Origin of the sequence: Kribbella sp. NBC_01484 (assembly GCF_036227145.1) — a bacterium.
Lineage (GTDB): Bacteria > Actinomycetota > Actinomycetes > Propionibacteriales > Kribbellaceae > Kribbella.
In genome coordinates this window covers 3,241,979-3,256,929 of record NZ_CP109437.1, presented here as the reverse complement: position 1 = coordinate 3,256,929, position 14,951 = coordinate 3,241,979, and the positions used below count along the sequence as shown (strand labels likewise).

The window sequence follows — 14,951 nt, the reverse complement described above, 5'->3', positions numbered from 1 at the left end:
GGTGACGAAAGCGACCGATGCAGCCGATCAGTTGGGTCTCAGCTACCAGGTGACCCGGCACGGCCGAGTGAACTCGCTGGAGGAGGCCGCGGCGGCCCGGGGCATCGAGCCGGCCAGGCTGATCAAGACGATCGTGGTCCGGTTGTCCGACGACGACTACCGGTTCGTGCTGGTCCCCGGTGACCGCGAGATCGCCTGGCCGAAGCTGCGGACACTGCTGGGCGTCAACCGTATCTCGATGCCCGACAAGGACACCGCGTTCGACGTGACCGGCTATGTTCGCGGCACGATCACCCCGCTGGGCAGCACGCGTCCCTGGCCGGTGATCGCCGACGAGCGGATCACCGGCACGATCTCGATCGGCGGCGGCGACCACGGCGTCGGCATCACGGTGGACGCCGAGGCGCTGGCCAAGGCTCTCAACGCCACCGTCGCCGATGTCACCGACTAGACGAGCAGGCCACGCTGCCCGGCTCGAAGCCCGGCTTGGAAGCGCGTGGTTGCGTCGAGGGTTTTGAGGATGCGTTGCATCCGGCGTTCTACGGTGCGTTGGGCCACGCCCAGGCGGCGGGCGATGGCTTGATCTGTCAGACCGGCTGCGGCCAGGGAGAGCAGTTGGCGATCGTCGGAGGTCAGGGGGCCTTCGCTGGTCGACGGGGTCAGCGGGGTTGCCTGCTGCCAGAGCAGGTCGAAGAGGCGCAACAGGGCGTCCAGCAGGCTCGAGGGGCCCAGTTCCACGACCACGTCGGGACCAGTGGGGAGTAGGCCGGTGCGGCGGTCCGCCACGAGCAGCTTCAGCGGTACGTCGCGCAGGATCCGGCACCCGGCCGATCTGGCAGCCACCAGGTCACCGGGCTCCGAGAGCGACGCCATGTCGTAGATGGTCCGGTACGACACCCCGTGCGCACGGGGTGGTTCGATCGGCACCACGGCGTACGGCGGCCGGTCGAGGACCAGCACCTCCTCCTGAGCGCACTGCTGTGCCTGGTAGAACCGCTGAGCGATCGCCTCGGCCCCTCGGACCACAGTGAAGGCATTGCGCCGGCGAAACTCGGAAGAGAGCACCGAAGCACCCAGTCGAGCCTCGACGATCGCGGCCTGCTTCCGCAGCACCAGCAACTCGACAGCAGCCTCCGGCACGGCGGGCAGGTAGCGAGCCGGGCGCACCGGCGTCCGCGCGGCCAGGCCGAGGGACAGCAGGGACCGCAGGTGCCGGCCGACGCGGGTGGCCGGCCAGCCGGTGTCCCGGACCAGATCAGTCGTCGTCGACTCCGGGCTGGCCAGAAGCGCCCGGTAGAGTTGCTCGTCCTCCGAGCAGACACCGAGCGCCTCCAGCACCGGAGCGGGTCGGTAACTGTGCATGTCAGGGCAGGGAGTGGACGTGGGCACCGACCTGGTTGGCGAACACGCTGCCGTTCAGCGCGTCCCAGTTGGTCGACCAGGTCATCGCACCGCGCAGCGACGGCCACGTGGTGCTCGGCTTGAAGTTGCCGCAGTTCGTGCCCTTGGTCAGGCAGTCCAGCGCGTTGTTGACGATCGTCGGCGAGACATAGCCGCTCCCGGCCGCCCGGGACGACGCCGGCAGGCCGAGACCGACCTGGTCGGGCCGCAGCCCGCCCTGCAGCATGATGCAGGCCTGGGCGGTGATGAAGTCGACCGTGCCCTGGGAGTACACCTGTCCGTCGCAGCCGTTCATCGAGCCGGAGTTGTAGTACTGCACGTTGACCACGGTCAGGATGTCCTTGATCGCCAGCGCGAGCTTGAAGTACTCGAACGAGGTGCTCTGCATGTCGATCGTCTGCGGCGCCATGGCGATGATCAGCCCGCTGCCGAACTGGCTCTGCAAGCTGCGCAGCGCCTGACCCAGGTACTGCGCGTTGACACCGTTCTCCAGGTCGATGTCGATCCCGTCGAAGCCGTACTCGCGCAGCACCGAGAGCGCACTGCTCGCGAAGTTGGCCGCGGCGGTAGGGTCGGCGACCGAGATGGTGCCGTTCTGGCCGCCCACCGACAGGATGACCTTCTTCCCGGCCGTGTGCTTCGCCGCGATGTCGGCCTTGAACTGGGCGACGGTGTAGCCACCCAGCCCGGCACTGTCCAGGTTGAAGGTGATGCCACCGGGCCGCGACGAGTCGGCGTCGGCGAAGGCCACCGCGATCAGGTCGTACGCCGACTGCACATCGGAGATGCGCTGCACGGTCGCACCGTTGTTGAAGTTCTGCCAGTACCCGGTGAGGACGTGTGTCGGCAGGTTGCCGGCTGGCGGCGGATCGGTGGGACCGCTGGAGGTGGTGCCGGACACGGTCGCGCCGTACGGCGAGCAGTTGCCGCTCGGGTCACACGCCCGCACCTTGAAGGAGTACGTCGTACTCGGGCTCAGCCCGGTCGCGGTCCAGTTGGTCACGTTGCCCACGCTCTGCGCGGCGTTGGCGCCCCGGACGACGTCGTAGTGGTCGATGCCGTTGGCGTCGGACGCGGCGGACCAGTTGAGCTGCAGCGAGCTCGAGGTCAGGCTACCGACGGTCAGTCCACCCGGAGTCGACGGCGGCGTGGTGTCCGCAGTCCCACCCGGTCCATCCAGTACGACGTCATCCGCCTGGTACGGCGGGAGCCCGTACCAGCCGTGCAGATAGATGGTGACCGACGTCGCCGACGCACTCGTGGTGAACGGGACGGTCAGCTGGCTCCAGGTGGAGCTGGTGGTCCAGGTGCTGGCCCCACCGTCGACCCCCAGGTACACGTTCGACCCTTTGACCCAGGCAGACAGCGTGTACGCCGTATTGGGTCGGACCGCTATCGACTGGGTGCAGCGCGCAATGTCGTTCGAGCTCGGACTGGACTGGAGCGCGTAGGAGCCCGCGTGCGGGCTGGAGGTGGTGACGCTGCCGGCCGGACAGGACCATCCGGACAGGCTGCCGGACTCGAAGCCGGCGTTGGTGACGAGGTTGGTGGCGGCGGACCCGGTCGAAGGGACCAGGAGCAGGCCCAGGAGGGCCAGAGCAAGCGCGAGCAGGCCGGTGATGATCGCTGCCTGGGGGCGGTGTGCAGGCGGGTTCATGGCTTACAAGCTGTGACCGCGCAACTACATTGTCAAGACCCTGCATAAAGTGAACGCGCTCTCACGCGCGAAAAAGCTGAGAACTGTACAGGTCTTTACACGGGGAACCCGGAGGAGGAAAGGCGACGGCCCCCGGCGGGGGGGTGACCGGGGGCCGTCTTCGGCCACGGGCTCGGGGGGAGGAGCCGGGGGCCGTTCAGGAGGCGACAGTCTGCCACTGTCAGGGGGTATGTACCCCCCAAAACCAGATCTCACACATCTCGATTCGATTGCGAACCAGACCCGTGTCGTCCAGGCGTCAGACCCGCCGGTCAGGCGGTTCCAACCAGTGTCACTGTCACACTGCGAACTAGTCTAACGGGATACCGGCCGACACAAAAGCCCGGGTCTCTCGGCGTTTCGCCCGGCTGCCTATGCTCGACCTCATGGAGCCCTCCAGCCCGCCCCGATCGGCCGCGTTCTTCGATCTGGACAAGACCATAATCGCCCGCTCCAGCACCCTCGCGTTCTCCCGGCCGTTCTACGCCGGCGGGCTGATCAACCGCCGGACGGTGCTCCGCAGCGCGTACGCGCAGTTCGTCTACCTGCTCGGTGGCGCCGACCACGACCAGATGGAGCGGATGCGCGAGTACATCTCCGCGATGTGCACCGGCTGGGACGTCCGGACCGTGCAGGCGATCGTCGCCGACACCCTGCACCACATCGTCACCCCGATGATCCACGACGAGGCGGTGGAACTGATCGAGCAGCACCACGCGGCCGGCCGGGACGTGGTGATCGTGTCCTCGTCGGGCGCCGAGGTGGTCGAGCCGATCGGCGCGATGCTGGGCGCCGACAAGGTGATCGCCACCCGGATGGTCGTTGCCGACGGCAAATACACGGGTGAGATCGCCGAGTACGCGTACGGTCCGCACAAGGCGACCGCGATCCGCGCGCTGGCCGCGGCCGAGGGCTACGACCTCGCAACCTCCTACGGTTACTCGGATTCCGTCACCGACGAGCCGATGCTGGCCGCGGTCGGTCACCCGTACGTGGTCAATCCGGACAAGGCGCTGCGCCGGCTGGCCGTCGCGCGGGACTGGCCGGTGCTCGACTTCAGTAAGCCGGTCGGCCTGGCCGAACGGTCCCGTTTCCGGGACGTACGGCGCCCCGCGGCAGCCACCGCGGTCGCCGGACTGGCGGCCTTCGCGCTGTTCCTGGCCGCCCGCCGACGCAGCCGCCGGGGGCTCTGAAACCACCCTCCGCCGGAGTCGTCGAGAGGCCCGAAAGCTGAAGGATGCTTCATTGTTCTCAACTCCATGACTGCCACGCATCCCCTTCACAGGAAGGGTTTTCAGGAGTACAAAGGAAGCACAAAGGATCTTCGGATCCGGTAGAGATTGCACGGCAGTCAGGCACCCACGCGGCGACCAGCCCATCCCAAACGGGCAGCTCGACCCAGGCTTGATCCTGGGCGGCAAAACAGGTGCACGCATGGTAACCAGAATGACGTGCCAGCGGCGGCGTTCTCATCAGAGGACGCCGTTCGCACGTCAGGCCCTGGTCCCCAGCGGCGAGCGCTCGGCACCGAGTGACACGACCTCGCACGACCGCAGCAACCAATCACGAACCCCGGTCAGTCCTCGCGCTGCGTAGTCATCGAGGCCCGATCCATAGGTCGCCGCCAACTCCCAGTGACCGGCCTCCGGCACCGTGACCGCCACCGGGTCGATGCCCCTGGCAACTAACAGGCAGCGTTCGGCGGCCCGGGCAACGAGTCCGTTCGCGGTCGGGAAGGGGCGCAGGACGGCCAGTTCGGCGTGCACGATGGCTGCGACGACCAGGCCGGGCGCCTTGGTCGGCCGGGTCAGGTTCTGCGCCAGCGCGCTCAGCCGCTCCCACATCTCGTCCGCGGGCGGCGCCGGCAGCAGACCCGGGATGTCGTCCGGCACCGGCTCCTGAGTGGTCCGCAGATGGCCCAGTTCCTGTTCCGGGCCCAGGTCGGCCGCGGCCAACTGGTGCAGTCTGGTCCAGACCTGCACCGGTGCGGTGTCCACGCGCGGCGCGAGCGCCATCAGCTCGCCGGTCATCCGGACCGCGCCGGAGGACAGTCCGTCGCCGGCACCCCGGCGTACGTCGTCCAGCGTCGCCGTGCTGCCGGCCAGCGCGGCGGACGCGTGCGCGCCGAGCAGCAGCGCCTCGGCAGTCATGTCCGAGCCGACCTTGCGCAGCCCGCGGTCCCGGAGCAGTACGTCGACCGCGTCCCGCGCCGCCCGGGCCGCCGACCCGACCCCCTCCAGACCGGCCAACGGCTCGAACACGTCTGCACTCATAGCTGCACCTTAAGATGACGTGGCATGGCGCTCGGCATCGTCCCCAAGTTCAGCATCGTGGTTCCGTGTCATGGGTCGCGGGCCTGGCTGCGGCCGTGCCTGGACTCGGTGCTGAGCCAGTCGTTCACCGACTTCGAGGTGATCGGGGTGGACGACGCCGACCTGGGCGGCTCCGGGCGGATCCTGGACGAGTACGCCGCCGCCGACCCGCGGGTGCGGGTGCTGCACCTGGACGAGAACGTCGGCCTCGGCTCGACCCGGAACGCCGGGCTGAAGGAGTGCCGCGGCGAGTACGTGCTGTTCCTGGACGCCGACGACCTCTACCTGCCGGGCTCGCTGGAGGCGATCGCCGGCCGGATCGACGCGACCGGGCAGCCGGACATCGTGCTGTTCGACTACGAGCGGGTCTTCTGGGACGGCCGGGTGGTCCGCAACCAGCGGCACGACGCGTTCGCCCGGGAGGGCGCGGGGGTGTTCACCGCGGCCGAGCGGCCGATCTTCCTGACGTTCCTCGAAGTGGTCTGGAACAAGGCCTGCCGGCGGGACTTCCTCAGCCGGCACGGGTTCGCGTTCACGGCCGGCTTCTACGAGGACGCGCCCTGGACCTACTCGACCATGCTGACCGCCGAGCGGATCGCCACCCTGGACCGGGTCGTCGTGCACTACCGGCAGCACCGGACCGGCGGCAACATCCACGCCACCAGCGGCCGCAAGCAGTGGGACATCTTCGACCAGTACGACCAGGTGCACGCGTTCATCCAGTCCGATCCGGAGCTGGCCGGGTGGCGCCGGTTCGCGTTCGACCGGTCGCTCGACCACATCCTCGCCGTACTGGCGAAGCCGGAGCGGATCGATCAGGACGACCGGGCCGACTTCTTCCACGCGGCGCACGCGTTCGCGAAGCGCTGGAAGCCGGATGGGTACACGACTGACCGGACCGGGCGCGGGTTCAAGCGCTGGCTGCTGATCCACGACGACTATGCGACCTACTCGACGCTCAAGCTGAGCGCGAAGGTGTTGCACGTCTCGAGTCCGCGCAAGACGGTCGGCAAACTGCGGCGGCGCGGCAAACTCGACCCGAACCTGGCGGCCTACACGGCGTACTGGTTCAAGCAGTTCGCGTGCAACCCTCGGGCGATCTACGAGAAGGCCGCCGAACTGGCGCCGCATCTGCGTGGGGTGTGGGTTGTCGACGCCGACCACCTGAGCGCCATCCCGGAGGGTGTCGAGTACGTCGTCGCCGGCTCACCGGCGTACCAGAAGCTGCTGGACCGGGCGACGTACTTCGTCAGCAACATGAACTGGCCCAAGGAGCTGGAGAAACGCGAGGGCCAGATCCACCTGCAGACCCAGCACGGTACGCCGCTCAAGACGATGGGGACCGATCTCCGGTTCTTCCCGGCGGCCGCGAAGGACCTGGACCTTGAGGAGTTGATGCGCCAGGTCGACCGGTGGGACTTCAACCTGTCCTCGAACCGGTACTCCTCGGAGATCTGGGAGCGGACCTACCCGGCGTACTTCGAGGAGCTCGAGTACGGCTACCCGCGGAACGACCGGCTGCTCACCGCGACCGTCGACGACGTCCGCGCGATCCGGGCCGGGTTCGGGTTCGACGACTCGCAGCTGGTCGTGCTCTACGCGCCGACGTTCCGCGACGGCGTCGACTCGATCCGGACGCCCAGCGGACTGGTCGACCTCGGTGGGGACGGGATCCACCTGGACCTGGACCAACTGGCGAGCGCAGCCGGTGAGCACGGCCGGGTGCTGGTGCGGACGCACTACTCGTTGTCCAAGGCACCGGATGTGCACTCCGGCAAGGTGATCGACGTGTCCGAGCACCCGCGCGTCGAGGACTTGATGCTGGCGGCGGACGTGCTGATCTCGGACTACTCGTCGATCACCTTCGACTACGCGAACCTGGACCGCCCGATCGTGCTGCTGGTCGACGACAAGGGCTTCTACGACGGGCGCCGGGGGACGTACTTCGACATCACCGAGTTCCCGCCCGGGCTGATCGCGCGGTCGGCCGAGGAGTTGCACGCCGCCTTCCGGACCGGCGCGTTCGCCTCGCCGGAGGCGGCCAAACACCGCCATCTGTACCGGGAGAAGTTCTGCGAGTACGACGACGGCCGGGCGGCCGAACGAGTAGTACGACGCGTCTTCCTCAGCGAGACCGACGTACCGGCGATCGTGCCGCTCGCAGATCGCAAGGCGGCACCCTCGCCGCACTTCATGCATAATGGCTGACATGTCGATCAGCCTGGAGTTCGCCCACGCCCTGCGCGTGCGCTCCAGCCTGCGACGACGACGCACTGTCTGAATACGCCAGCCTGTTCCAGTCGCGTCTCCCTTGAAGGACTTCATCATGTCCGCTGTTCTGCCTGTCCTGGCCGCCAGACTGTCCGCCGCCACCGCGGCCGCCTTCGGTTCGTCGTACGCCGACCTCGATCCCGAACTGCGGTCGGCGACGAAACCCGAGTTCGGCCACTACCAGAGCAATCTCTCGCTGCGGCTCGGCAACCTGCTGAGCCTGCCGCCGCGGGAGGTCGCCGCACGCCTGGTCGCCGCTCTGGACGTCGCCGACCTGTGCGAGACCCCGTCGATCGCCGGCCCCGGTTTCATCAACCTGACCTTGCTCCCCTCGACCCTCGCGACCGCGGTCAACCAGCCGACCACCTTCGGGCCGAGGAACCAGCGGGTCGTCGTCGACTACTCCCAGCCGAACGTCGCCAAACAGATGCACGTCGGCCACCTGCGGTCCACGGTGATCGGCGACGCGCTCTGCAACGTGCTGCGGTACGTCGGGTACGACGTCATCCGGCAGAACCACGTCGGCGACTGGGGCACGCAGTACGGAATGATGATCGAGCAGTTGCTCGAGGAAGGTCTCGACGCGGAATCCCTTGATCTGCGGGGATTGCAGCTGCTCTACGAGCGGAGCCGGAAGCACTTCGATGCCGATGGCACCTTCGCCGACCTGTCCCGGAGACGGGTGGTGCTGCTGCAGTCCGGTGATCCGGAGACGCGGGCGATCTGGCAGTGGATGGTCGACGTGTCGCTGGACGACTTCGAGCAGGTCTACGCGCTCCTCGGCTCCAATCTCCAGCGGGCGGATGTGGTCGGCGAGAGTGCGTACAACGATGACCTGCCGACGATCGTCGACGAGCTGACCGAAGCCGGCCTACTGACCGAATCCGACGGCGCGCTCTGCGCGTTCCTGCCGGGCTTCGTCGGGCGGGACAACCAGCCGCTGCCGGTGATCGTGCGGAAGTCCGACGGCGGCTTCGGCTACAGCGCGACCGATCTCGCCGCCATCCGGCACCGGGTGAACACCCTGCACGCCGATCGGATCGTGTACGTCGTCGACCACCGGCAAGCCCTGCACTTCGACCAGATCTTCACGCTCGCCCGGACCGCCGGTTGGTTGCCGCCGGCAATTCCAGCCGAACACGTGTCCTTCGGCACCGTGCTCGGACCGGACGGAAAGCCCTTCAAGACAAGGGCCGGTGGCACGGTGAAGCTGACCGCGCTCCTCGATGACGCCGTCGAACGGGCGGATGCACTGCTCGAGGGCAGAGCGGGCATCGATCGGCCGGCGACCGCGCGGGCAGTCGGGATCGGTGCCGTCAAGTACGCCGACCTGTCCAGCGACCGGGGTAACGACTACGTGTTCGACCTGGACCGGATGGTCGCCATGACCGGCAACACCGGCCCGTACCTGCAGTACGCCCATGCCAGGCTGACCCGGCTCCTCACGAAGGCCGGCTCCGAAGGCGGTGAGGTGGTCGAGCTCCAGGACCCGGCCGAGGAGCGGCTGGCCTTGTTGCTGACCGGCTTCGCGAACACGGTCGCCCAGGTCGCCGACACCCTGCAGCCGCATCGGCTGTGCACTTATCTCTACGAGGTCGCGTCCGCACTGTCCGTCTTCTACGAGCGGTGTCCGGTCCTGACCAGTGACGGCCAGACCCGGGCGAGCCGGATAGCCCTCTGCACGGCGACGCGGAAGGTGTTGCAGGATGGACTCGGCCTGCTCGGGATCGAGGCCCCTGACGCGATGTGACACTTCGGAGGTTGCCCATGTTGCCGTGGTCCGCTGAGCTCGCCGGGCGGTTGGAGCAGACGACGTACGAGAGCGAGTTGCTCCGCGGGAATCCGCTGGGTGATCCGCACGAGCGGCCGGTGCTGGTCTACCTGCCGCCGGGGTACGACGAGTCGGACCAGCGCTACCCCACGGTCTACGTGACGATGGGGTACACCGGTCACGTCGGGATGTGGTTCAACCGGGTGCCGTTCCGGCAGCCGTATCCGGAGTTGCTGGACGCGATGTTCGCGGAAGCGGATGCGCCGCCGGGAATCGTCGTGTTCGTCGACTCGTGGACGAAGTACGGCGGCAGCCAGTGCCTCGACTCACCCGGCACCGGGCAGTACCACTCGTACCTGTGCGAGGAGATCGTCCCCTGGGTGGATGCGACGTACCGGACCATCGCGGACCGCGATCACCGCGCCGTCACCGGCAAGTCCAGCGGCGGCTACACGGCCATGGTGACGCCGCTGCTGCGGCCGGACGTATTCGGCGCGCTCGCGACGCACGCCGGCGACGCGGCCTTCGACCTGTGCTACCGGCCGGAGTTCCCGGTGCGCGCCCGGACGCTGCGGGACAAGTACGACGGCAGCTACGACAAGTACTTCGAGGAGCTCGCGACCCGGGCCGGCCGAACCACGAACGAGGATCTGCACCTGCTCGAGATGTACGGGTACGCCTCGGCGTATTCGGCCGAACCGGACGGCACGGTGCTGCTGCCCTTCGACGATCTCGGCGCGGTCATCCCGGAGATCTGGGAGCGCTGGCTGTCCCGCGACCCGGTCGAGATGGTCAGCCAGCCGCAGTACGCCGATGCGCTGCGCTCACTGAAGGCCGTGTGGATCGACGCGGGCCGGCAGGACGAGTACTACCTGGACCTCGGCGCCACCGCGTTCCATCGGGCCGCCCAGAAGGCAGGTCTGCCGGACGAACGAGTGCACTTCGAGCTCTTCGAGGGCACCCACGGCGGCATCGAGTACCGCTACCCGCTCGCGGTCCGCTGGTTGTGCGAGCAGATGCGGTAATTCGGATGCCCCGAGCCCACGCGGGCCGTACCTTCGAGCCATGAGCTGGCCGGAGGGGATTGTCGCGCGCCCGATCGACATGGGTGATGCCCAGGCGTGGGCGGACTTGCTGGCCGCCAGAGAGAAGGTCGATCAGGAGGGCGAGATCTACGGCGCCGAAGACCTGATCGAGGAGCTGGACGACTCGCGTCTGGACCCGGCCCACGACACCATCGGTCTGTGGGCCGACGGCCAGATGGTCGGGTATGGGATGGTGCGTATCTCCGAGACCGTGGTGGACGTCGACCGGGTGCACACCGAGGGCACCATTCATCCGGAGTGGCGCCGACGTGGCCTCGGCACGACGCTGATGTGCTGGCTGATCCACCGAGCCGGTGAGCTGCACGCGGCGAAGCACCCGGACGCGGTCGGAGAGGTCAGCAACGGCACCATCAGCACGAACACCGGCGCCAACCAGTTGCTGCGGAGCTTCGGCTTCGAGGAGGCTCGGTACTTCATCGACATGAAGCGCTCGCTGGACCAGCCGGTCCCCGACGCTGCGCCCGCGGACGGATTCCGCCTCCAGGTGTACGGTCCCGAGCTCGACGAGGCGCTGCGGCTGACCCACAACGAGGTGTTCCTCGACCACTGGGGCTTTACGCCACGGAGCGTGCAGAGCTGGAAGGCGAGGCACGCCGGATCCCGGTCGTTCCGCGGCGGATCGTCGTACCTCGTCCTGGACGGGGAGACGATCGCGGCCTATGTGCTCTGCTACGAGTGGGAGGCCGACACTGCGCTGACCGGGATCCGGGAGCTCTACATCGGCCAGGTCGGCACCCGGCGCCAGTACCGCGGCCGCGGGCTGGCCCGGGCCGCCCTGGCGAAGGTCCTCACCGAGGCCGCACAGGCCGGCTACCAGCGGGCCGGTCTCGGCGTCGATGCCGACAACCCCACCGGTGCGCTCGGCCTGTACGAAAGCCTCGGCTTCACGGTTCACAGCAAGTGGATCACCTACCGCTTGCCGCTCTGATCAGACGTGTGAGTCGGCCACCACGGGCTCGGTGGTCGCCTCGACCGGCTCGGCCTTGCCGCGGAACCAGGTCCACGGGCGGACGCTGACCACGATCATGGTCAGGCTCAGTACGGCGTACACGAGGGAGCCGATGAAGGCGGCGTGGACGCCGTCGACCAGGACCTCGCGCGGGACCCTCGAGGTCGAGTTGCGGCTCGCCGTGCCGAAGATGGTGACCAGGATGCCGAGGCCCAGTGCGCCACCGACCTGCTGGACCACGTTCAGCATGCCGGATGCGGCGCCCGAGTCCTCCGGCGCGACGCCGGAGATGGCCCGGCTGACCAGCGGGATGAAGATCATCCCGGCACCCGCTCCGAACAGCAGCAGCGGTCCGACCACATCGGCCAGATAGGTGCTCTGCGCGTCCAGTCGCGTCAGCCAGACCGTGCCGAGCGCGACCAGCGTCGATCCGGTCAGCATCAGCTTGGCGCCGTCGATCCGGGCGACCAGCTTCGGTACGACGCGCGACGCGGTGAACAGCAGACCGGTCAGCGGCAGGAAGGCCAGACCGGCCGCCAGCGGGCTGAGCTCGAGTACACCCTGCAGGTACTGCGTCAGGAAGAAGAACATCCCGAACATCGTCCCGACCACCAGCAGCATGGTCAGGTACGCCGTCGACCGGCTGGCGGACCGGAACAGCCGCAGCGGCACGATCGGGTGGCTGACCCGGCGCTCGATCAGCACGAACGAGACCAGCAGGATCACACCGGCCGCGAACGCGGCCAGCACCTCGGGGGACGTCCAGCCGGCGTCGGCGACGCGGATGAAGCCGTACACCAGCGAGGTGATGCCGAGCGTCGACGTAAGCGCGCCGGCCACGTCGAACCGGCCGCTCTCCGGCTCGGTCTCGGTCAGCACCCGCCGGGCCGCGAAGACCAGGCCGATACCGATCGGGACGTTGACGAACAGGCCCCAGCGCCAGGACGCCCAGTCCGTCAGCATGCCCCCGAGCACCAGGCCGACACTGCCGCCGCCGGACGACACCAGGCTGTAGTAGCCGAGTGCCTTCATCCGCTCCGGGCCTTCCCGGTAGGTGAGCATGAGCAGGGTCAGGGCCGCCGGCGCCGCGATGGCACCGCCGATGCCTTGCAGGACGCGGGCAGCGAGCAGCAGCTCCGCGTTGGGCGCGAGACCGCCGAGCAGCGAGGCGAGAGTGAAGATGCTGACGCCGGTGACGAACACCCGGCGGCGACCGAGCAGGTCCCCGGCGCGGGCGCCGAGCAGGAGCAGACCGCCGAACGCGAGCGCGTAGGCGTTCTGCACCCACGACAGGCTGGACGGGCTGAAGTGGAGGGCGTGCTGGATATGCGGCATCGCGATGTTCACCACGGTGCCGTCGAGGATCACCATCAACTGGGTGATCAGGATGACTGCGAGAACGACCCCGGGCCGCCGGGCAGGCGTGCCTGAGGCGGCGCCGGCCGGCGCCGCGGCTGTTGCCGACATATTGCTCCTTACCCCGAAGGGGCTACAGTTGGGAGGGAAAAGCGGAGCGCTCCTCCGGATACGATACGGAGGCGCCCTCCGCTTTAGCAAGCGATATTCTGCGTGAACTTTGAGCGGCATGCCCGCCACGGACAGCGAGGAGGCCGGATGGCGCCGACACCGTTGCCGTCGATGCGGCCGACCCGCGCGGACGCGGCGCGGAACTACGACCTGCTGGTGACGGCTGCCCGGCAGGCGTTCTCCGAGCACGGCACGGACACCTCGCTGGAGGAGATCGCCCGCCGGGCCGGTGTCGGCATCGGCACGCTGTACCGGCGGTTCCCGAGCCGGACCGCGCTGCTCGAGGCGGTCTATGTGGACGAGATCCAGTCCGTCTGCGATCGCGCGTACGACTTCGATCGGGAACTGCAGCCGTTCGAGGCGCTGGCCGCCTGGCTGCGCAGCTTCATCGGGTACGGACTGTCCAAGAAGAGCCTGGCCAGCGAGCTCATCGTTGCCCTAGGCAAGGACTCGCAGTTCTTCCAGGTCTGTAAGCTGAACGTGCAGGACGCCGGGCAGCTGCTGCTGGACAAGGCGAAGGCGGCCGGCGAGGTCCGGCAGGACCTCGACCTGACGGACATCATGCGGCTGGTCGGCGGCATCAACATGGGCCGCGACATGGAGCCTGAGCAGGCGCACCGCCTGCTCGACATCGTGCTGTGCGGCCTCAGGCCCGCCGCTTCCTGACCTTCATCGGCGCACCTGCCGGCGGGCGTCGAGCTGGGCCTGGTCGGCCGCGGTCAGGCCGGCGTGCCAGCCGGCGCCGTTGGTGATGCGCGTCCGCCGGGTCGTCGTGTTCGGGAAGAGCTTGGTGAACAACGCGTCGACCTGTTCCTCCCGCTTCGCGAGCACCGGCAGCAGCCGGCCCGCATCCGCTTCGGGTACGGCGGCCTGCGTCGCGGCCGTGGTCGCCTCCAGCCGCTCGCCGATCCGCTGCGCATACGCCATCAGGAAGGACTGCCGGAACGATCGCGTCCGGGACTCACCCCGATGACCGATGTGCTTGCCTGCAGCAAGCATCGCCCGGTTGGCCTGTACCAGCAGGGAAGTGCTGAGGAGCTCGGTGTGCTGCAGATCCAGCTCGGCCCCGACGATCGTGACCACAGCGAGTGCGTCGATCACGACCGTACGGCATCGATTCGCCGAGGCCACGGCGCCGACGAGCTGCGCCTTGGCCGAGACGTACGGCGTATCGACCCAGAGCCGGCGACCCGCGGAGTCGTCCGGGATCTCCACGTCGGCCTCGAGCAGGGCGCTGTCGAGGGAGAACTTGGCCATCAGTTCCTGAGCCTTGCCGGACAGGGCTTCCGCCTCTTCCGGGAACTCGGTCGCTTCCGCCTTGGCGAGCAGGCTCCGGATCCGCGCCAGCATCTTCCCGTTCGCCGGTACGACGGGTTGTCCGCCGCGGACCGTCGTACCGGGCAACGGGTAGAGCCGGGCCAGGACCGGCAAGGACTGCAGGAAGCCGGACAGCGAGAGGGCGTGGTGAAGGGTGAGGTAGCGGCCGACGCGGGCACCCGCGGCCCAGGCCGTCAGGCTCAGCTCGGTGAACGGCTGCGGGACGCCGAGGTCGGTGAGTTGATCCAGCCACCGCGGGTCGATGGTGGCGGCTCGATAACCCTGGTGTTCCGCGGAGATCGCGGCCAGCAGCAAGGGTTCGACGCCGGGGTCCAGCTCGCGACGGCCGTGCTGGACGACATCGGTGGGCGCCCAGCCGCGCTCCCAGGCGGTCCGGAGCAGACCGCCCAGGAACGTCTGCACGCAACGATCCACCTGCGCCTGGTCGCGTTCGTCGTACGCACCCAGCCGCGCCAGTTGCGCGTCGGCCTGGTCGTCGCGCACGGCAACGACGGCTGCCGCCATCGGTAACAATCGCAGGATTTCCTGGTCACTCACGACGTCGAGTCTGACACCCACCGAAGTTCCCACCCAAACGGGA

General features: G+C 68.4%; 12 protein-coding genes. 7 read left to right on the top strand and 5 right to left on the bottom strand.

Annotated elements, in window-relative coordinates; translation table 11 throughout:
- Position 1: 1 nt before the first annotated feature.
- Positions 2-451: an aminoacyl-tRNA deacylase gene (locus OG555_RS16105; RefSeq protein WP_328525389.1), complete on the top strand. Its 450-nt coding sequence runs from the start codon at positions 2-4 to the stop codon at positions 449-451.
- Here OG555_RS16105 and OG555_RS16100 read toward each other — a convergent pair.
- Positions 448-1,362 (bottom strand): helix-turn-helix domain-containing protein, encoded by a 915-nt coding sequence (locus tag OG555_RS16100; RefSeq protein WP_329483702.1) that lies wholly within the window; start codon positions 1,360-1,362, stop codon positions 448-450. The genes OG555_RS16105 and OG555_RS16100 overlap by 4 nt on opposite strands.
- Before the next feature lies 1 nt (position 1,363).
- Positions 1,364-3,058, bottom strand: a complete 1,695-nt coding sequence (locus tag OG555_RS16095) for a chitinase (RefSeq protein ID WP_329483701.1) — start codon at positions 3,056-3,058, stop codon at positions 1,364-1,366.
- Between the two features lie 413 nt (positions 3,059-3,471).
- Between OG555_RS16095 and OG555_RS16090 the strand changes: the two genes are divergently transcribed.
- A complete protein-coding gene (locus OG555_RS16090; RefSeq protein WP_405070666.1) occupies positions 3,472-4,290 on the top strand; it encodes an HAD family hydrolase in 819 nt (272 codons plus the stop codon).
- 300 nt (positions 4,291-4,590) lie between these two features.
- On the opposite strand, the gene OG555_RS16085 is transcribed toward OG555_RS16090, so the two are convergent.
- Positions 4,591-5,370: a Fic family protein gene (locus OG555_RS16085; protein ID WP_329483699.1), complete on the bottom strand. Its 780-nt coding sequence runs from the start codon at positions 5,368-5,370 to the stop codon at positions 4,591-4,593.
- Between the two features lie 24 nt (positions 5,371-5,394).
- Between OG555_RS16085 and OG555_RS16080 the strand changes: the two genes are divergently transcribed.
- The 4 genes from OG555_RS16080 to OG555_RS16065 all read left to right on the top strand — a co-directional run bounded on the left by OG555_RS16080 (position 5,395) and on the right by OG555_RS16065 (position 11,485).
- Complete coding sequence (locus OG555_RS16080; RefSeq protein WP_329483698.1) at positions 5,395-7,617, top strand: bifunctional glycosyltransferase/CDP-glycerol:glycerophosphate glycerophosphotransferase; 2,223 nt, start codon at positions 5,395-5,397, stop codon at positions 7,615-7,617.
- Positions 7,618-7,735: 118 nt separating this feature from the next.
- The gene (gene argS / locus OG555_RS16075) at positions 7,736-9,430 is read left to right on the top strand and encodes an arginine--tRNA ligase (protein WP_329483697.1); all 1,695 of its coding nucleotides are present in this window, start codon (positions 7,736-7,738) and stop codon (positions 9,428-9,430) included.
- 17 nt (positions 9,431-9,447) lie between these two features.
- Positions 9,448-10,476, top strand: a complete 1,029-nt coding sequence (locus tag OG555_RS16070) for an alpha/beta hydrolase-fold protein (protein ID WP_329483696.1) — start codon at positions 9,448-9,450, stop codon at positions 10,474-10,476.
- Positions 10,477-10,516: 40 nt separating this feature from the next.
- Complete coding sequence (locus tag OG555_RS16065) at positions 10,517-11,485, top strand: GNAT family N-acetyltransferase (protein WP_329483695.1); 969 nt, start codon at positions 10,517-10,519, stop codon at positions 11,483-11,485.
- On the opposite strand, the gene OG555_RS16060 is transcribed toward OG555_RS16065, so the two are convergent.
- On the bottom strand, positions 11,486-12,973 hold the full coding sequence (locus tag OG555_RS16060; RefSeq protein ID WP_329483694.1) for an MFS transporter: 1,488 nt from the start codon (positions 12,971-12,973) through the stop codon (positions 11,486-11,488).
- Positions 12,974-13,120: 147 nt separating this feature from the next.
- On the opposite strand from OG555_RS16060, the gene OG555_RS16055 reads away from it, so the two are divergent.
- Positions 13,121-13,699, top strand: coding sequence for a TetR/AcrR family transcriptional regulator (locus OG555_RS16055; protein WP_329483693.1), 579 nt, complete (start codon positions 13,121-13,123; stop codon positions 13,697-13,699).
- A 3-nt stretch (positions 13,700-13,702) separates the two neighbouring features.
- On the opposite strand, the gene OG555_RS16050 is transcribed toward OG555_RS16055, so the two are convergent.
- Complete coding sequence (locus OG555_RS16050) at positions 13,703-14,908, bottom strand: DUF2786 domain-containing protein (RefSeq protein WP_329483692.1); 1,206 nt, start codon at positions 14,906-14,908, stop codon at positions 13,703-13,705.
- Between the last annotated feature and the right edge of the window lie 43 nt (positions 14,909-14,951).